A 17,229-nucleotide genomic window follows, 5' to 3' on the forward strand; every position below is an offset into this window, starting at 1 on the left:
TGGCAGAATCAAGGTGCCCGCCACCCGCGCCCAGATGCCGTCAGGAGGCCATCGAGCGATGGACGATCAGGGAGCCGTCCCCGTTGCCCGGCGACAGCTGGACATCGAGTCGCGCTCCATCTGGGCCGGTGTCGCCGCCGCGGTGGTCGCGGTCATCGTCGGGCTCATCGTCTTCCGCGGCTACCGTCCACCCCTGGCGGGGGACGGGTCGGTGGCAATCTACGCGTCCATCGTCGCCGGGGTCATGGCGGGTGCGGCCTTCGTCGCCGGGTACGTCCAGAACGTCAGGACGGTCCATCTCTGGCTCGGAGCCCGGCCCGTGGTGCGCCAAATCGTCGACGTCGCCGCCCTGCTCGTCGTCCATGCCTCCATTGCCACCATGTCGGCGCTCGTCCTCTTCCGGCTCTTCCAACAGGCGTTCTCCGGGCTGACCGTCGACCCGGTGGCAGGCACCGTCATGCTGGCGGTCTCCGCGGGCGTCGCCGGCTACTTCGGCTACACCTCCGGAGCCCGCATCACCGCCGTGGCCCTGTCCGTCATGCTGGCCGTCTTCATGGCTTCCGGGATGCTCGTGAGCATGCTCTACGCGGAGAACCCGCTGTGGTGGCACTCGATGTTCAGCGAGCTCGGCACCGGGCAGGCGGGGCTGACCTCCTTCTGGACGTTCAACACGACGATCACCACCTCGGGGATCATCCTGACGACCCTCTCGGCCTTCATCACCCGCGATCTCAAACGCTGGGCCGACGTGGTCGCCATCCGCCAGCACGACGCCGGTGCCTCCGGCCGCCGGCACCGGAACCCGGGAGGCAGGTTCCTGCGTCCCCGTCCGGCGGTCATCCGTGCGTGCCTGGTGATCGGTGGCATCTGCATGGTCGGGATCGGCCTGTTCCCGGTCAACACGTTCGAGCGGATCCACACCTCGTTCGTGCAGGTTCTCGCCGTCGCCCTGGTGGTCTTGTTGGCCGGCGTTCCGCTCTGGCTGCCGGGCTTCCCGAAGGCCTTTTTCCTGCTCACGTATATGTCGGTGGCCGCGCTCATCGCCGCGGCCCTGCTATGGCGTCCCGTGCAGTACTACAACCTCACCGCGCTCGAGCTCGCGGCGGCCGGGATCGTGTTCGCCTGGCTGGTCGTTTTCATCCGTAACACGACGGCCGTGGTGGCCGCCGCAGGAGTCGCCCCAGCGGTCCCGGGGCTCCCCGCAGGGGTTTCAGCTGCCCCGGAAGGCCCCGAAGAAGCCCCCGGTAATATAACGAAACGGTAACGATAGGCAGTCGGGGAACACGCCCGAGCGTGATCGGCGGCATCCCTTGGCATCTTTGGGATCCCTCCGAATGGGCCGACGTCGGCGAAAGTGTCCTCTTGGGGGGATTGGGTGTCAAATCCCCACACCCTGGGTTGATCGAAAATCTCAGCACGTTACGTTGGTGGGGATGGAAAATGAACTCGTAAACACCAAGTCCGAGGCTACATTTCGCCACCCAGTCACCGAAGATGGAGCCGCCATGTGGAACATGGCGAAGGATTCCGAGGTGCTGGATCTCAACTCGTCCTACTCCTACCTGCTGTGGGGTCGTGACTTCGCGCAGAGCTCGATCATGGCCGAGGTCGACGGCCGCGCCGCCGGCTACGTCACCGGCTACATGCGCCCCGACGAACCCGGCACGCTGATGATCTGGCAGGTCTGCGTCGGCGCCGACTTCCAGAAGCGCGGCCTGGCGGCCGCCATGCTCGATGAACTCGCCGCACGCACCAACGCCGATCGGCTGGAGACCACGATCACCGCGGACAACGCGGCATCGAACCGGCTGTTCCAGCGCTTCGCCGAACGCCACGAGGCCGACTGCGAGCGTGAACCGCTCTTCACCACGGCGATGTACCCGGACGGGCACGACACCGAGTACCTGTACCGGATCGCCCCGCTGGGCCTGGATGCCGACCTGCGCTCGCTGAACCTCGCGTCCAGCCGCTCCGAGTCCTAGCTCCTCCACATTTCGACGTCGGGGCCACATCTGTGCCCCCTGCCGTCTTCACGCCTGTCATCGCGCCTACGAAGGGAATGACCATGACTGACATTTTTGAAACGCTCGAATCCGAGGTCCGCGGCTACAGCCGCAGCTGGCCCGCCGTCTTCACCCACGCCTCCGGAGCCATCCAGACCGCCGAGGACGGCACGGAGTACATCGACTTCTTCGCCGGTGCCGGTGCGCTGAACTACGGCCACAACAACCCGGCCCTGACCGCCCCGCTGATGGACTACCTGGCCAGCGGCGCCGTCGTGCACTCGCTGGACATGATGACCCCGGCCAAGCGGGAGTTCCTGGAGACCTTCCAGGAACTGATCCTCAAGCCGCGGAACCTGGACTACAAGGTCATGTTCCCCGGCCCCACGGGGACCAACACGGTCGAGGCCGCGCTCAAGCTGGCCCGCAAGGTCACCGGGCGCCAGAACATCATCTCGTTCACCAACGCCTTCCACGGCATGACCCTGGGCTCGCTCTCGGTGACCGGCAACGCCATGAAGCGCCAAGGCGCCGGTGTCCCGCTGGGCAACACGTCCAAGATGCCCTATGACAACTACCTGGAGGGCGCCGGCTCCGATCTGGCCTTCCTGGAGCGCTCGCTCGAGGACACGAGCTCGGGCATCGACAAGCCCGCCGCCGTCATCGTCGAAACGGTGCAGGGTGAAGGCGGCCTGCGTGCCGCCCGTGCCGAGTGGCTGCGCAACCTCGCGGCGCTGCTCAAGCGCCACGACGTCCTGCTGATCGTCGACGATGTGCAGGCCGGCTGCGGCCGCACGGGCACGTTCTTCAGCTTCGAGGAGGCGGGCATCGAGCCGGACATCGTGTGCGTGTCCAAGTCGATCTCCGGCTACGGCCTGCCGATGGCCCTGACCCTGTTCCGCCGCGAACTGGATGTGTGGGGCGCCGGGGAGCACAACGGCACGTTCCGCGGCCACAACCCGGCGTTCGTCACCGCGACGGCGGCCCTGAAGAAGTACTGGGCCACCGACGACTTCCAGAACGAGCTGGCCTCCACCATCGCCGCGCTGCACCAGGGCCTGGCCGATATCGCCGGTCTGGTCGACGGCGCCGAGATCCGCGGCCGCGGCATGCTCGCCGGCGTCGTCTTCCCCGACAAGGACACCGCCTCGAAGGTGGCTGCGGAGGCCTTCGCCCACGGCGTCCTCGTGGAGACCTCCGGCTCGGAGGACGAGGTCCTGAAGGTCATGCCGCCGCTGACCATCACCGACGACGTGCTCCAGCGTGGCCTGGCGGTCATCATCGATGCCGTGCGCACCGTCACCGGAGCACCCGCGCTGGCCGCCGTCTAGGCCAGCCCCCAGATTCCATCCCGGGGCAATGCCAACCCATTGCCCCGGGATGAATGACCAGGGCGCCCGACAGGGTGCCGTCAACCAGATGAATTCCCAGGAGGAACCATGCAGGTAGTGAACCTGAACGACCTGAACGAGACCGAGCGCGACATCAAGTCCGAGACCTGGCGCAGCCGCCGCATGGTGCTGGCCCGCGAGGGCGTCGGCTTCTCGTTCCACGACACCGTGATCTACGCCGGCACCACCTCGACGTTCCACTACGCGAACCACATCGAGGCCGTGTACATCGTCCAGGGCGAAGGCACGCTGACCAACGAGGTGACCGGCGAGGTCCACGAGATCGGCGACGGCACCATGTACCTGCTGGACGGCAACGAGAAGCACACCGTGCGCGCCACCACCGAGCTGCGCATGGCCTGCGTCTTCAACCCGCCGGTGACCGGCCGCGAAGTCCACGACGAGAACGGCGTGTACCCGCTGGTCGTCGAGGAGCCCGCCCAGGCCTAAGGCCCCGGCACCAACAGCTTGCGCGAAGCGCGGCTCGGACTTCGGTCCGGGCCGCGCTTTGGCATATCCCCGGCCGAACGCCTTGTCCGGCCGACGTATCCAGCCGCGGGGCACTGCGGTCCCGGCGGCAGACCATCGAGGAGGAGATGGACATGACGGAAACCTTTCGTCGCCAGAGTGACCAGTATCCAACGCGAACGGACGACGACGTCCGGGTGATCGACCGCCAGGGCCCGGTGGTCTGGGGTGGACCGGAGGATGGCCCCCTCGACGCGGCCACCCTGGCCGGCTTCGACGCCAACGGCTACCTCACCATCGACCAACTCGTCGGCGATGATGAGCTTCAGGAGCTGCGGGCCGAGCTGCGCCGCCTCTCGGAGGACCCGGTGGTGCGCGCCGACGAGGCAACCATCGTGGAAGCCTCCTCGCAGGAAGTCCGTTCGGTCTTCGACATCCACCGCACCAGCGAGGTGTTCCAGAAGATCGCCCACGACCCGCGCGTCGTCGGCCGCGCCCGGCAGATCCTCGGCTCGGACGTCTACATCCACCAGTCGCGGGTCAACTTCAAGCCCGGATTCGAGGGCAAGGAGTTCGCTTGGCACTCCGACTTCGAGACCTGGCACGCCGAGGACGGCATGCCCGCCCCGCGTGCGGTGAGCATCTCGATCTCGTTGACGGACAACCACTCCTTCAACGGGCCGCTGATGATCATGCCCGGAACCCACCGCAAATACGTCTCGTGCGACGGCGCCACCCCGGAGGCCAACTACAAGAAGTCGCTCATCATGCAGGGCGCCGGTGTTCCCGACAAGGAGACGCTGACCCGCTTCGCCGACGAGCACGGCATCGACGTCCTCGAGGGCAAGGCCGGAGGCGCCATCATGTTCGACTCGAACTGCATGCACGCCTCCAACGGCAACGTCACCCCGTTTGCCCGCTCGAACGTGTTCATCGTCTTCAACTCGGTCGAGAACACACTGGTCGAGCCATTCGCGGCGGCCGGGCGCCGCCCGGACTTCGCCGGATCGCGGGACTTCACCCCCGCCGGCTGACGGACACTAAAAACAGAGTACGACGGCGGCTGGAACCTCTGGTTCCGGCCGCCGGTCCTGTAGGGGGTGCTACCCCTCCGCAGAGACGACTTCCCATGGTTCCACCGGGCCGGGCACCGCCAGGAACAACGGATGGGTCTCCGGCGGTTCCGGTGCGGCCGGTACCGCGGCGACCAGGTCAGGGGCGCGGGCGGCCAGTTTGGCCAGCAGGTGCTCCCGTTCATGGTCCAGCTGGCCCGTGGTCACGGCCAGGTGCTGCAACTCTGCTGTCGGCGCTCGCAGGACGAGCGCCCGATTGAACCGATAACCGCGGGCATCGGCCTCGAGCGCGAGCCCCTCCAGATATGCGCCGATGAGAACCAGAGGGTCGTCGCCGGCGCGGAAGCGCTCCAGCTGGGGGTGGTTGCGGTAGCCCGTCGTTTTTCCGTCCAGGACCTTCTGCGCCAGCAGGGTCTCCCGCCAGCAGGCCACGAGCCCCTTGGCGTCGAGGTATCGGGGGTGCAGGGACCAGATGCGCATGGGCCATGGTAACTGGCCTGCTGCGCGACATCAGGGAGCGGAAAAATTGTTCCGATCAGGCGAGTTTGCGGCCCTCCTGCGATCCGCGAGCTACGAAACGGATGTATCTTGCCGAATCGGTGTGGAGCAGTCATGATGAAGTGAGATTCGAACAGTTTCGGAAGTATTGTTCCGCGCACGGAGGATGTAGTGGTGAGTGACGCAAGAGCCGTGGGACAAGCCATCCGGGAGGCCCGGAGGGAGTCCGGTTTGACGCAGGCGCAGCTTGGAGAACTCGTGGGCCTCTCGGATCGTACGGTGCGCGAAATCGAAAAGGGCAGTGGCGGTTCAAGCTTCGGTGCCGTATCGACAGCCGCCAACGCCCTCGGTCTACGCATTACGGCCTCGTGATGGCCGACGATCTGGAGCGCCTGCGGTTCGTGGTCGAAGCTGACGTTTACAAGAACGGTCAGCTGGCGGGCCAGCTCCGCCGCAGCAGCTCGGGTGGGGTTGCATTCAACTACCTCCCGGACTACAACGGCACGCCAGTCGCAACGAGCTTGCCGTTGAAGACCGGGCCCGTGGCGTCAGCCGTCGGAGGGCTCCCGACCTTCTTCGCCGGCCTGCTTCCCGAGGGCCACCGCCTGACCGTCCTGCGACGTGCGGCGAAAACCAGCATGGACGATGAGCTCACACTTCTCCTGGCCGTCGGGTCTGACGTGCCCGGGGACGTCCAGGTAGTACCGGTGGGGGAACCGCCCACCACACTGGCGCCGTTGGCAGCGTCCGAGGCGGCGGCCCTCGACTTTGCCACACTGGTTGAGACACCGGACCGCTATGGAATCCCGGGCGTCCAGGCCAAGGCGAGCGCCACCATGCTCACCACGCCGATTCACACAGCTGGGCTCCAGGCCATACTCAAGATCGATCCGCCCGACTACCCGCATCTGGTCGTCAACGAGGCGTTGCATCTGACGGCAGCCAAAGCACTTGGTTTGCCCGTGGCGACGGCCCACGTCGTCCACGATAGGCGGGATCGGGCCGGTCTGCTGGTGGAGCGGTTCGACCGAGTGCTCGACGACTCGGGAGCATGGGGGCGTCTCGCCATGGAGGACGCGGCACAGGTCATGAACGTCCTTCCGGCGGCCAAATACAACGTCGCCGCCGAGGACGTCGTGCTGGCGCTGTCTCGTGTGGTCAAGGCCCCTGCCGTCGCGGTGAGGAACCTGTACCTGCAGTTCGTCTTCGCCTGGCTGACTGGCAACGGTGACCTGCACGCCAAGAATGTCTCGGTGCTGTCCGGACGTCACGGTGGACTGGTGGTGGCTCCCATGTACGACATCCCTTGTACCGCGCTCTACCGGGACATGACGCTGGCGCTGCCCGTTGCCGGAAAAACCAGGAACCTGCGTGCCCGGCACTGGGCAGAATTTGCTGATGCCATCGGCTTGCCGCAGCGCGCGGCCCAGAGCGCAAACCAACTTGCTCTTAAGGCGGCGTTGCAAGCCGACCTGGCTACCCTTCCCTTCGAGGGTTCGTTGCTGCACGGTGCGCAGCGGGAGTTGCGGCACCGCCGGGAGGAATTCCGGTGACGGTGGGGCTGTCCTCGAACGCGGTCCGAGCGGTCCCCACCACCGCCTGAAGTGCTGGATGCGTTCGCTGACTTCATCGCAGAGGCCACGCTGAACGATCGGCAACTGCGGCTGGCGGGCCCGAGGACCTTTTCGAGCCTTCGGCGGTGGGCCGCCTCGGCGAGGTCATCCGCCGGTTCGGGAGCACCGCATAGTTAGCTGGTGCGAGCTGCCGTCCGCGTGCTTCTGCGGGCCATGGCCCAGGGGAGAGGCGACGAAGGCGACGATCAAGGGCACGGCGAGCACCGTCCCCCACACGCAGGTCGGCACCAGCACCGCCGTCGTCCTCTCCCCCCAAACCCGCGCGGTGCCGGCCGGCGCGGAGAAGGCACCAGGCGACGTCGGGAGCCCGGCTGGCATAGGATCGACCCCCGGACGCACGACGAAAACGAAAGGCTGGACCCGTGAACGAGTTGGGCGAGGGGCTGCGCTCCCTCGACGACATCTGGGTCTATGTCGTCGGCGCCTTGTTCGTGACGGTTTCCGCGCTGATCCCGCCGGTACCGAGCACCACGTTGTTCGTGGCCCTCGGCGCCCTGGCCGCGAATTCGGACTCATTGAATCCCGTTCTGCTGGGCATCGCGATGCTCATCGGCGCCCTCGCCGGTGATCTGGCGACCTACGCGCTGGCCCTGCGCTTCGACGTCGTGCATTGGCGTATCTTGTCCGGCAGGCGCTGGCAATCCGCGCTGACGGCGGCGCGTAGTCGACTGAAGGACAACGACCTGCCCCTGGTCATGACCTCGCGGTTCATCCCGTTGGGCCGGCTGACCCTGAACGTCGGATCCGCGCTGATCCCGCATCCGTGGGGCGTCTTCTTCCGGCATTCGCTGATCGCCGGCATCGTGTGGTCGATCTATTCGGTGGGGGTCGGCGTGCTCTCCGGCCTGTGGGAGGGCCTGGACACCGAGTTCGCCGTCCTACTGGCCATCGTCGTCTCGCTGGTGCTGGGCCGGCTGATCTCCACCGCGATCCATTGGTGGGAGACGCGCAGCATGCCCTCTGCGGTCGTGGCCGCACGGACCGGGCTGCGCGCCCGGCGTAAACGGCGGCTCGCCGGCCGCGCCGAGAAGGCGGCCGCCCGCGATGCCGCCGTCGAGTCAGGCCTCGAGACCCGCGCCGGCGGGAACGACGCCGGTTAGCAGCTCCGGGGTAGTGGTGGAGGACACCCGTTGCCCGGCTGGACAGACATGGGACAATGGAGACGATGACTACCTCCGAAAACCCCACAGTCCCCGACTCCGCCGAGCACTCCCGCAGCCGGACCTCGGAGGCCGTCGCCGCGCGCAGCGACCGCACCGCCAAGCACGACGAGGCCGATCGGCGGCGCATCTCCGAGCGCCGTGCCGAGCAGGAGGGGCGCACCCAGGTCCGTCCCACCGCGGAGGGCTGGACGCAGGCCATGGCGCCGGACGGCCGCCCGAAGCTGGAGTTCAAGTCCAAGCCGCGCGTCTCGCAGCCGCCCGTGCACCTGGCCGACCTGTCGCTGGCCGAGCGCCAGGCCAAGCTCAAGGAGCTCGGCCTGCCGGCGTTCCGCGCCAAGCAGCTCTCCGTGCACTACTTCCAGCACTACACCACCGACCCCGAGCGCATGAGCGACCTGCCCAAGGAGCGCCGTGCCGAACTCGTCGACGCGATGTTCCCGACGCTGCTCACCGAGGTCAAGCGGCTGACCACCGACAACGGCGACACCATCAAGTTCCTCTGGCGCCTCTTCGACGGCTCGCTGGTCGAGTCGGTGCTGATGCGCTACCCCGGCCGTGTCACGCTGTGCGTGTCGAGCCAGTGCGGTTGCGGCATGAACTGCCCGTTCTGCGCCACCGGCCAGGCGGGGCTGACCCGCAACATGTCGGCCGCGGAGATCCTGGACCAGATCGTCCAGGCCAACCGGGTCATCGCCGAGGGCGGGCTGAAGGGCGGCCGGCGCGACGGAGGCCACGACGCCGAACGCGTCACCAACATCGTCTTCATGGGCATGGGCGAGCCACTGGCCAACTACAAGCGCGTCATGACAGCAGTGCACCGCATGATCGACGACGCCCCCGAGGGCCTGGGCATGAGCGCCCGCAACATCACCGTCTCCACGGTGGGCCTGGTTCCGGCCATCAACAAGCTCGCCGCCGAGGACATCCCGATCACCTTCGCGTTGAGCCTGCACGCCCCCGACGACGAGCTGCGCGACGAGCTCATCCCGGTGAACTCGCGCTGGAAGGCCGACGAGGCCATCGACGCCGCCTACAACTACTACCGGACCACCGGGCGCCGCGTCTCCATCGAATACGCGCTGATCAAGGACATGAACGACCACGCCTGGCGCGCCGACCTGCTGGCCAAGAAGCTCAACGCGCGCGGCCGCGGCTGGGTCCACGTGAACCCGATCCCGCTGAACCCCACCCCGGGATCGGTCTGGACCTCCTCGGAACCGGACGTCACCGACGAGTTCATCAACCGGCTCATCGATGCCGGGATCCCCACCACGCTGCGCGATACCCGCGGCAAGGAGATCGACGGGGCCTGCGGCCAGCTCGCCGCCGCCGAGTAGGCGCGGCGGCGGCGCCTAGCGTCGCGCGCCCCGCAGGCTTCCCGTGACCGGCGTGGGGGCCTCCTCGCCGATAATGCACTGGATCGTCCGGTCACCGTTGGACCATGCCTCTTCGGTGGGCGTAAAAGGGAAGGCGTCGAGTTCTGAGTCATCGTAGGAGACGCCGACGAACTCGGTGTATTTGCCCGCATAGCACGGGTCGCTCAGCTCATCCCAGCGCGCGTCGGACGGGTAGGACCTTCCGGTCACGGTGAACACATGGAAGACCTGGTAGTCATGGGGTTGGCTGCAGGGAATTGCCCCGACGGTCTCGAACTCCTCACTGTCCGGTTCGTTCAGGCAATCCCCGACCTTCAGGACGTTGGCGTCGACCGTGCCAGCAGACACCACGGCACCTGCGGAGTCCCGGGGCGCATCACGGGTAGGCCCCCCACCAGGAACATCCCGACAAGGTGAGCGCCAGCACCATCCCCGCGGTCACGCGGCAAGCAACGTCGATCTTCATGGTCCCCCCCTGGGCGATTTTGATGAACTGAGCATGAGGCACCACAGGACATCCGCCGCCATCGGAACATGCGGCCCCGCGGGTGTTCCGTCAGGAGCGCTAGCATCGGTTCCATGGGCATCTTCAGCAACGGCACCACCACCCCGTCGACGATCGCCGAGCTCGCCCCCGAATCCGTGCTGCTGGCCGGGGCGGGACGGGCCATCCTGCTCCAACTGGCCTACCCGCCGGTGGGCCACGGCGTTGCCCGCCACTCCGGGTTCGTCGAGGACCCACTGGCCCGCCTGCACGGCACGCTGACGTATATCTACGCGCTCACCAACGGCACCGAGGCCCAGGCCGCCGCTGCCCGCCGTTGGGTGGAGCGCGCCCACGCCCCGGTCCACGCCGACGCCGCCTCCGACGGCAGCCATCCGTCCTATGACGCGAACGACCCGCAAGCCCAGCTGTGGGTCGCAGCCACCCTCTACGACTCCGCCATGGTGGTGTACGAGGCCCTGTTCCCGCCGCTGCCGGCCGAGACCGCCGAGCGCATCTACCGCGAATATGCGGTCCTGGGCACGGCGCTGCGCATGCCCGCCGACGCCTGGCCGGCCACCCGGGCCGACTTCGCCATCTACTGGGAAGCGATGAGCGGGCAGCTGTCCGTGGACCGGACCATCCTGGAGGTCGGGCGCAACCTGCTGGCCGCCCGCAACGCGCCGGCGTGGATCCGCGTGCTCATGCCCGTCGCCCGGCTGCTCACCGCCGGACTACTCACGCCCGAACTGCGCGCGGGCTTTGGGCTGCGCTATGGGCCAGTGCACGACGGCGCCTTCCGGGCCTTGTTGCGCATCGTCGCCCGGGTGTTCCCGCGTCTTCCCGCACGGCTGCGCCACGCGCCCCTGCACTACTACCTGCGCCGGCTCGACGCCTTCTCGTCACCGGGCGTGTGACAGGCTGGTGGAACCGCAGCCAGCCGACCCGAGGAGCACCCCCGTGAACCAGCGACCCCTCACCGTGGCCTCCCGGGCCCAGGTGCCCCCGTTCCAGGTCATGGACATCCTGGCCAGGGTCTCCGAACTGCGGGCGGAAGGCCGGACCGTGATTTCCCTGTGCGCCGGTGAACCCAGCGGCGGGGCACCGACGGGCGTCTCCGAACGCGCGGCGGCCATCCACGCCTCCGGCCAGGCGTTGACCTACACCCCGGCCCTGGGGATCGCCGAACTCCGCCAGGGCATCGCGGGACACTACCGCCGCTGGTACGGCCTCGAGATCCCGGCGGCCAACGTCGCGGTCACCACCGGTTCCTCCGGCGCCTTCATGCTCACGTTCCTAGCAGCCTTCAACCCGGGCGACCGCGTCGCACTGGCACGCCCCGGATATCCCGCCTACCGCAACATCCTGCGCGCCCTGGGAATCGACGTCGTCGAACTCGATTGCGGGCCGGACGCCAGGTACCAGCCGACGCCGGCCCAGCTCGACGCCGCGGCGGCAGAACACGGGCCCCTGAGTGGATTGATGCTGGCCTCGCCGGCGAACCCCACCGGGACCATGGTCTCGCGCGGCGAACTGGCAGACCTCACCGACTGGTGTGCACGCCGTGCGGTCCGGCTGATCAGCGACGAGATCTACCACGGCATCACCTATCCCGGGCCCGGCGCCTCGGACCCGCGCGGGGTCTGCGCCTGGGAACTGGACCGTTCCGGCGTCGTCATCTCGAGCTTTTCGAAGTACTGGGGGATGACGGGGTGGCGGCTGGGCTGGGCCATCGTGCCCGATGACCTGCTGGCCTCCGTCGACGCGCTCGCCGGAAACGTGGCGTTGTGCCCTCCGGCGCCGGCCCAGATGGCAGCAGTGGAGGCGTTCACCGAGGAGTCGTACGCCCAGGCGCAGGGATTCGTCGATGAGTTCGCCGCGACCCGCGCCGTCCTGCTGGAGAGCCTGCCGCGGCTGGGATGGGGCGCGGCGGCACCGGCCGACGGGGCGTTCTACCTGTATGCCGATCTGGGGGAGGCGCTGGCAGGTTACGCGGACTCCACCGCCTACTGCGCCGCGCTCCTGGAACAGGCAGGGGTAGCGCTCGTCCCGGGCGCTGACTTCGATGGGGCCGGTGGCTCCCGGACGGTGCGCCTGAGTTTTGCTGCGGGCCGGGAGGCCGTCATCGGGGCAGTGGAGCGGATCGTGCGCTTCCAGGCCGGCTGAGCCGTAGGATGTGCTCCGCGGAAACCGGGATAGGATTCGATGTTCCGGGAAAGGGGGCTCAATGATTTCACCTGCTGCTGATGCCGGTCCATTGGTCCCCGTGACGAGTCCGGAGGCCGCCGCGTGGCGGCAGATTCCCCGGCGGTGGAGCGGCGTGCGGGCCACCACGGTCGCGTGGCTGATCAACCTGCTCGTCCTGGTTGTTGCCTTCGTGGGTGACCGAGGCTGGGAGGACATGGGCGAGGCAAAACCCGCTTGGGAAGGCCCGTACGGGACGCTGGACGTTTACGGGCTGGCGGGTACCTATTTGGTGCTCACCGGTGCTGCGTTTGGATGGATGCTGGGGCGAAAGGCTGTCACCGTGGTTCCGCTCGTTCTGGCCAGTCTGGCCGTTCCCCTCACCCTGGACGGGGATCCGGTCGCCGGCTATTTCTGGGCGGGAACGGTGATTGCTCTCGGTTGGGCGGGGTGGAATGCGGTCATCTCGTGGCGGCAACTGGAGGCGGTCCGCGCTGTGGGACGCGCCGGGTTGACCGGTGAGACGGTGTCCGTGGGCCCGGCCGCGCGGGGCGCTGCCCGGCGGGACGTGCGCTGGGGCTGGTGGATCGTGTGGGTGGTGGCCATGATCTCGGTGGCCGGCTGGGCGGGGATGGTCATCGTCCTGCCGGATGAGTTGGGTCTCCCGGGGTCCGAGCTGGAGGAATCCTCGCTCTCGGACCTGTTCGCGGCTGTCGGGCTCGGCGCCGGAATGTGGGTCTTTGCGCGATGCCTTCAGAGCGGCTGGCGTTTCTGGTCCCGTCGACGCGTCGGCGCCCTGTTGTGGGAGGTCCCGACCGGAGGCCCGGTGTGGGGCTCTCCAGGCTGGGCGCTGGACGGGTCGGGCTACCTGACACATGCCTCCACGCTGGTTCCCGGATGCATCTGCCGGGCAGAACACCGGCGCGCCTATCCGGGGGACCCGGCAGCGCAGGACGCATCCGACGACGGTGGAATAGAGGCCTCGGACTACTGTCCCGAGCATGGGATCGATGCACTCAACGGCCTGGAACCCGAAGAATTCAGAAACCGCATGGGCGAGCCGTGGCTGTGGGACATGGAGTCGGAACCGCCCAGGGGTGGGGCCGCCGGCCAAGCATCCATCCTCTGGTTTGCCGGGCACGCCGCGACGGGGATCCCCGTACGCCGGGACGGTGTGCGGGTCGAGTCCCTCTCGAAGAGTGAGCCGCCCGCAGCAGAATGGTTCCGCGGCGAGCCAGCCTACCTGGGGGAGGACGGCGAGAACGAACGCCCGGGGGCGGGCGAGCTGGACCGCATCGACTTGCGGCCCGTCGGCTGTGAAGGGTCGGCCATCCGCTACCGGCATGGACGCGCCTGGTACGTGGAGCAGTTGGAGCAACGCTAAGAAGCAGCCCATGACAACGGTCATGGGCAGAACGTGATCGTTGCCCGATGTGCCGACGCCAGCCCACGGCAAGACTGGGGTCATGGACAACGCACAGCCAGCCCTCGAGCTGCAGGACCTGCACAAGACCTTTCCTTCGGACGGTGGCCGGCTCAGCGCGGTGGACGGCATCGATCTGGCCGTCGACCCGGGGGAGATCGTCGCCCTGCTCGGTCCCAACGGTGCCGGCAAGACCACGACCATCGACATGGCACTCGGTTTGACCGCACCCACGTCGGGGACCGTCAGCGTCTTCGGGCGCCGACCGCAGGAAGCGGTCCGGGCCGGACGGGTCTCCGCCCTGCTGCAGACCGGCGGCTTGCTCCGCGACCTCACAGTGCACGAAACCGTGCTGGCGATCGCCTCCCTCCACGGTGCCAAGTCCCGGGTGAAGGAGGTCATGGAGGCCACGGACACCGCGCGGCTGGGACGGCGGAAAGTGGTCAAGTGCTCGGGTGGTGAACAACAACGGCTGAAGTTCGCCCTGGCCCTGTTGCCGGACCCTGATGTGCTGATCCTCGACGAGCCCACCGCTGGCATGGATGTGAACGCCCGCCGGGACTTCTGGGCGACCATGCGCCAGGACGCCACGGAGGGCCGCACGGTCATCTTCGCCACCCACTACCTGGAGGAAGCCGAGAACTTTGCCCAGCGCATCGTGCTCATGAATGCCGGGAAGATCATCGCCGACGGCAGCACCGCCAGCGTCCGCGCGCTGGCCGCCGGACGGACCGTCGCCGCGACCCTGCAGGCCCACGGCACCATCGACGCCGCTGATCCCCGCTTGGCGGAACTCAGGGCGCTGGACTCGGTGACCGACCTGCAGGTCAACGGCCCCCGGGTCTCGATCACCACCACCGATTCCGACGCCGTCGCCCGGCACCTGCTCAACGGCGGCGACGGATACGAGCTGGAAATCTCCGCCCCCAGCCTCGAGAACGCCTTCGTCCAGATGACCCGGACGTCCACCACCGCATCCGGCGCCGACCACGCCGTCGCCTGAGAACGCACCCCGAAATCCCGGAGGAACGCCATGAATCCCACCTTTATCCGCATCGACCTCACCCGCCAGCTGCGCGACGTCATGAACCTGATGTTCGTGCTCGTTCTACCCACCCTGATGTACGTCATTTTCGGGCTCTCCTTCAGCTCCGGCAACGAGAGCGCCGGAAACGGCAACGTGAAGTTCTACATCATGGCCTCGATGGCCGCCTACGGCGCATCGGTTGCCGCCACCACGGTCACTGGGGTCTCCGCCGTCGAACAAATGCAGGGCTGGGGGCGCCAGATCGGCCTGACCCCGTTGCGTCCTGCGGGCTTCGTCGCCGGCAAGGCAGTGGTGGCCCTCGTCGTCACCGCCATGGCCATCGCCGTCGTCTTCGTGGTCGGCGCCTTGACCGGAGCGCATGCCGACCATGGCTGGATGTGGGCCGCAACGTTTGGCCTCGCGCTCGTCGGATCGATCCTCTTCGCCCTCTTCGGCTATGCCGTGGCAATGCTTTTCAGAAGCGAGTCGGCCATGGGCGTTGCCTCCGGTCTGCTGGTGCTGCTCTCCTTCCTGGGGAACGTCTTCGTTCCCTTGTCGGGGACCCTGCTGGACATCGCCAAGTTCACGCCGATGTACGGATTCGTGGGGCTGGTGCGGTGGCCGGTTCTCGAGGGTGCGCAATCCGGTTCGACACAGGTCGACCCATTGTGGGGCCTGATCGCTAATCTGGTGGCATGGCTTCTGATCTTTGGACTCGTCGCGGTCCTGGCCGTGCGCCGCGGCCGTGCCCGCCGGTAGCGTGGGCACCATGAGCCGGATGGGCGGCCCCGGACCGGCGCCGAGCCAACCGGTCGACGGCTGGGCCCGCTGTGGATGGCTGCTCTCCGCGATTTGGCTGGTCTTCCTGGGCTACACGATTGCCACCCTCTTCGTGTCAGACCTGGGCGTGCCCCGGCTGGCCCTCGGACTGTTCCTGGTCCTGCTGTTCGCCGGGGTGTATCTGGCCGGATTCATCTTCGGCAACCGGTTGAACGCGGAGGCCCGCTGGGTCCGGTGGAATCCGCTGGGCCTGGCGGCGTTGGTGGCCATCATCCTGGGCATGTCAACCCTCATCGGCCTGGGCTGTCTTTTCATGACCCCCTTCATCATCGCCTACGCCTGTTTCCTGCTTCCCCGTCTCTGGGCCTGGATCGTGGGCATCGGCACGATCGTCCTGACGTTGGCGCTGACGGCCCTCGCCGGCCACGTCGCCGGATACCTGTTCATTGTTGCCATCCAAATGGGCATCTTCGTGCTGAACATGGTGACCTTCGCGTTGATCCAGGCGGGGGAGCGCAGCGAGAAGATGCAGTCCGACCTGGCGTTGGTCTCCGAGCGCGAGCGCGTTGCCCGGGACGTCCACGATGTCCTGGGGCACACCCTGACCGTGGTGGCGGTGAAGGCCGAACTGGCCGAACGGCTCATCGACGGCGATCCGGAACGGAGCCGGACCGAGATCGCGGAAATCCGTGCGCTGGTGCGCGGTGCCCTGGCCGACGTCAGGGCCACCGTCGGCGGGCTGCGGGGCAACGACCTCTCCACCCAGCTCGCCGCGCTGCGCGTGACATTGGATGGAGCCGGCGTAGCGGTGGACGTCGAAGGCGAGCACGCCGGACAGGTCCCCGATCGGCTCCGGGACCCCCTGGGGTGGCTGGTCCGGGAAGCGGGGACCAACGTCCTGCGCCATGCCCGCGCCACCCGTTGCGTCATCCGCTTCTCCCCGGGGTCCCTGGTGATCGAGGACGACGGCGTCGGGCTGGGTGGCAGCACTGCGGGCAACGGCATGTGCGGGATGAGTGAACGCATGGCGGAGGCCGGCGCATCGTTCCACGTCGGCGCGGCGTCCCTGGGCGGGGCCCGGGTGGAGGCTGCGTGGTGAACATCAAGGTCCTCGTGGCCGACGACCAGGCATTGGTGCGCGGAGCCCTGGTGGCCCTGCTCAACCTGGAGTCCGATCTCGAGGTCGTCGCCGAGGCGGACAACGGTGAATCGGCTGTCGCCCTGGCCGCCGAACGCCATGTGGACGTGTGCGTCCTGGACATCCAAATGCCGGGCGTCAACGGGATCGAGGCTGCCCGGCGAATCCACGACGGCGTTCCGGGCTGCCGGAGCCTCATGGTCACCACGTTCGGGCGGACCGGGTACCTGCGCGAGGCGCTGCAGGCGGGCGCCAGTGGATTCGTGGTGAAGGACACCCCGGCGTCCGAATTGGCCGAGGCCATCCGCAAGGTCCATGCGGGATTGCGCGTGGTGGACCCCGAATTGGCAGCGGCCTCGCTGTCCGAGGGTGAAAACCCGCTGACCTTTCGTGAACGGGAGGTGCTGTCCTTGGCGCGCGACGGCAAGGCGGTGGCGGCCATCTCCGCGGTTTTGCATCTCTCCGCCGGGACGGTACGCAACCACCTGTCGGCCGCGATCGGCAAGACGGGGGCGGTCAACCGCATCGAGGCCGCGGGCATCGCCGCCGAACGGGGTTGGCTGTAACACAGGACGTGGATAATTACG

At 67.8% G+C, this 17,229-nt stretch carries 18 protein-coding genes; 16 read left to right on the forward strand and 2 right to left on the reverse strand.

Annotation, left to right across the window (positions count from 1 at the left end):
- Positions 1 to 58: 58 nt before the first annotated feature.
- The 5 genes from ABD088_RS16605 (at position 59) to thpD (ending at position 4,896) form a co-directional block, all read left to right on the forward strand.
- On the forward strand, positions 59 to 1,264 hold the full coding sequence (locus ABD088_RS16605; protein WP_343903078.1) for a hypothetical protein: 1,206 nt from the start codon (positions 59 to 61) through the stop codon (positions 1,262 to 1,264).
- Positions 1,265 to 1,505: 241 nt separating this feature from the next.
- The gene (gene ectA, locus ABD088_RS16610; RefSeq protein WP_372710813.1) at positions 1,506 to 1,982 is read left to right on the forward strand and encodes a diaminobutyrate acetyltransferase; all 477 of its coding nucleotides are present in this window, start codon (positions 1,506 to 1,508) and stop codon (positions 1,980 to 1,982) included.
- An 83-nt stretch (positions 1,983 to 2,065) separates the two neighbouring features.
- A complete protein-coding gene (gene ectB, locus ABD088_RS16615; RefSeq protein WP_343903080.1) occupies positions 2,066 to 3,334 on the forward strand; it encodes a diaminobutyrate--2-oxoglutarate transaminase in 1,269 nt (422 codons plus the stop codon).
- A 108-nt stretch (positions 3,335 to 3,442) separates the two neighbouring features.
- Entirely contained in the window at positions 3,443 to 3,844 is a 402-nt protein-coding gene (locus tag ABD088_RS16620; protein ID WP_343903081.1) for an ectoine synthase, read from the forward strand.
- Between the two features lie 152 nt (positions 3,845 to 3,996).
- Positions 3,997 to 4,896: an ectoine hydroxylase gene (thpD, locus tag ABD088_RS16625; RefSeq protein ID WP_343903082.1), complete on the forward strand. Its 900-nt coding sequence runs from the start codon at positions 3,997 to 3,999 to the stop codon at positions 4,894 to 4,896.
- Positions 4,897 to 4,965: 69 nt separating this feature from the next.
- Here thpD and ABD088_RS16630 read toward each other — a convergent pair whose 3' ends face one another.
- Complete coding sequence (locus ABD088_RS16630) at positions 4,966 to 5,415, reverse strand: pyrimidine dimer DNA glycosylase/endonuclease V (RefSeq protein ID WP_343903083.1); 450 nt, start codon at positions 5,413 to 5,415, stop codon at positions 4,966 to 4,968.
- 192 nt (positions 5,416 to 5,607) lie between these two features.
- On the opposite strand from ABD088_RS16630, the gene ABD088_RS16635 reads away from it, so the two are divergent.
- The 4 genes from ABD088_RS16635 to rlmN all read left to right on the forward strand — a co-directional run bounded on the left by ABD088_RS16635 (position 5,608) and on the right by rlmN (position 9,567).
- The gene (locus ABD088_RS16635) at positions 5,608 to 5,805 is read left to right on the forward strand and encodes a helix-turn-helix domain-containing protein (RefSeq protein WP_343903084.1); all 198 of its coding nucleotides are present in this window, start codon (positions 5,608 to 5,610) and stop codon (positions 5,803 to 5,805) included.
- Positions 5,805 to 6,986 carry a type II toxin-antitoxin system HipA family toxin gene (locus ABD088_RS16640; RefSeq protein WP_343903085.1) on the forward strand — a complete coding sequence of 394 codons (1,182 nt, stop codon included), beginning with the start codon at positions 5,805 to 5,807 and terminating at the stop codon, positions 6,984 to 6,986. The genes ABD088_RS16635 and ABD088_RS16640 overlap by 1 nt, the downstream gene beginning before the upstream one ends.
- Positions 6,987 to 7,429: 443 nt before the next feature.
- Positions 7,430 to 8,167 (forward strand): DedA family protein, encoded by a 738-nt coding sequence (locus tag ABD088_RS16645; protein ID WP_343903086.1) that lies wholly within the window; start codon positions 7,430 to 7,432, stop codon positions 8,165 to 8,167.
- 65 nt (positions 8,168 to 8,232) lie between these two features.
- Positions 8,233 to 9,567 (forward strand): dual-specificity RNA methyltransferase RlmN, encoded by a 1,335-nt coding sequence (gene rlmN / locus ABD088_RS16650; RefSeq protein WP_343903087.1) that lies wholly within the window; start codon positions 8,233 to 8,235, stop codon positions 9,565 to 9,567.
- A 15-nt stretch (positions 9,568 to 9,582) separates the two neighbouring features.
- On the opposite strand, the gene ABD088_RS16655 is transcribed toward rlmN, so the two are convergent.
- Positions 9,583 to 9,954, reverse strand: coding sequence for a septum formation family protein (locus ABD088_RS16655; RefSeq protein WP_343903088.1), 372 nt, complete (start codon positions 9,952 to 9,954; stop codon positions 9,583 to 9,585).
- Between the two features lie 231 nt (positions 9,955 to 10,185).
- On the opposite strand from ABD088_RS16655, the gene ABD088_RS16660 reads away from it, so the two are divergent.
- From ABD088_RS16660 to ABD088_RS16690, 7 genes are all read left to right on the forward strand, one after another.
- The gene (locus ABD088_RS16660) at positions 10,186 to 11,007 is read left to right on the forward strand and encodes an oxygenase MpaB family protein (protein ID WP_343903089.1); all 822 of its coding nucleotides are present in this window, start codon (positions 10,186 to 10,188) and stop codon (positions 11,005 to 11,007) included.
- 100 nt (positions 11,008 to 11,107) lie between these two features.
- Positions 11,108 to 12,256 (forward strand): pyridoxal phosphate-dependent aminotransferase, encoded by a 1,149-nt coding sequence (locus tag ABD088_RS16665; RefSeq protein ID WP_343903197.1) that lies wholly within the window; start codon positions 11,108 to 11,110, stop codon positions 12,254 to 12,256.
- 154 nt (positions 12,257 to 12,410) lie between these two features.
- Entirely contained in the window at positions 12,411 to 13,658 is a 1,248-nt protein-coding gene (locus ABD088_RS16670; RefSeq protein WP_343903090.1) for a hypothetical protein, read from the forward strand.
- An 82-nt stretch (positions 13,659 to 13,740) separates the two neighbouring features.
- Positions 13,741 to 14,700, forward strand: a complete 960-nt coding sequence (locus ABD088_RS16675) for an ABC transporter ATP-binding protein (RefSeq protein WP_343903091.1) — start codon at positions 13,741 to 13,743, stop codon at positions 14,698 to 14,700.
- A gap of 30 nt (positions 14,701 to 14,730) precedes the next feature.
- Entirely contained in the window at positions 14,731 to 15,483 is a 753-nt protein-coding gene (locus tag ABD088_RS16680) for an ABC transporter permease (protein WP_343903092.1), read from the forward strand.
- Between the two features lie 10 nt (positions 15,484 to 15,493).
- On the forward strand, positions 15,494 to 16,603 hold the full coding sequence (locus tag ABD088_RS16685; RefSeq protein ID WP_343903093.1) for a sensor histidine kinase: 1,110 nt from the start codon (positions 15,494 to 15,496) through the stop codon (positions 16,601 to 16,603).
- On the forward strand, positions 16,597 to 17,208 hold the full coding sequence (locus ABD088_RS16690) for a response regulator transcription factor (protein ID WP_343903094.1): 612 nt from the start codon (positions 16,597 to 16,599) through the stop codon (positions 17,206 to 17,208). Before ABD088_RS16685 ends, ABD088_RS16690 begins: the two co-directional genes overlap by 7 nt.
- The last annotated feature ends 21 nt before the right edge of the window (positions 17,209 to 17,229 follow it).

This window comes from Arthrobacter rhombi, assembly GCF_039526245.1.
Classification (GTDB): Bacteria; Actinomycetota; Actinomycetes; order Actinomycetales; family Micrococcaceae; genus Arthrobacter_H; species Arthrobacter_H rhombi.

What these genes read in the sequence shown, in the direction of transcription:
- ABD088_RS16605 (WP_343903078.1), top strand. Translation starts at nt 59, where the DNA reads ATGGACGATCAGGGAGCCGTCCCCGTTGCCCGGCGACAGCTGGACATC.
- ectA (WP_372710813.1), top strand. Translation starts at nt 1,506, where the DNA reads ATGTGGAACATGGCGAAGGATTCCGAGGTGCTGGATCTCAACTCGTCC.
- ectB (WP_343903080.1), top strand. Translation starts at nt 2,066, where the DNA reads ATGACTGACATTTTTGAAACGCTCGAATCCGAGGTCCGCGGCTACAGC.
- ABD088_RS16620 (WP_343903081.1), top strand. Translation starts at nt 3,443, where the DNA reads ATGCAGGTAGTGAACCTGAACGACCTGAACGAGACCGAGCGCGACATC.
- thpD (WP_343903082.1), top strand. Translation starts at nt 3,997, where the DNA reads ATGACGGAAACCTTTCGTCGCCAGAGTGACCAGTATCCAACGCGAACG.
- ABD088_RS16630 (WP_343903083.1), bottom strand. Translation starts at nt 5,415, where the DNA reads ATGCGCATCTGGTCCCTGCACCCCCGATACCTCGACGCCAAGGGGCTC.
- ABD088_RS16640 (WP_343903085.1), top strand. Translation starts at nt 5,805, where the DNA reads ATGGCCGACGATCTGGAGCGCCTGCGGTTCGTGGTCGAAGCTGACGTT.
- rlmN (WP_343903087.1), top strand. Translation starts at nt 8,233, where the DNA reads ATGACTACCTCCGAAAACCCCACAGTCCCCGACTCCGCCGAGCACTCC.
- ABD088_RS16660 (WP_343903089.1), top strand. Translation starts at nt 10,186, where the DNA reads ATGGGCATCTTCAGCAACGGCACCACCACCCCGTCGACGATCGCCGAG.
- ABD088_RS16665 (WP_343903197.1), top strand. Translation starts at nt 11,108, where the DNA reads ATGGACATCCTGGCCAGGGTCTCCGAACTGCGGGCGGAAGGCCGGACC.
- ABD088_RS16675 (WP_343903091.1), top strand. Translation starts at nt 13,741, where the DNA reads ATGGACAACGCACAGCCAGCCCTCGAGCTGCAGGACCTGCACAAGACC.
- ABD088_RS16680 (WP_343903092.1), top strand. Translation starts at nt 14,731, where the DNA reads ATGAATCCCACCTTTATCCGCATCGACCTCACCCGCCAGCTGCGCGAC.
- ABD088_RS16685 (WP_343903093.1), top strand. Translation starts at nt 15,494, where the DNA reads ATGAGCCGGATGGGCGGCCCCGGACCGGCGCCGAGCCAACCGGTCGAC.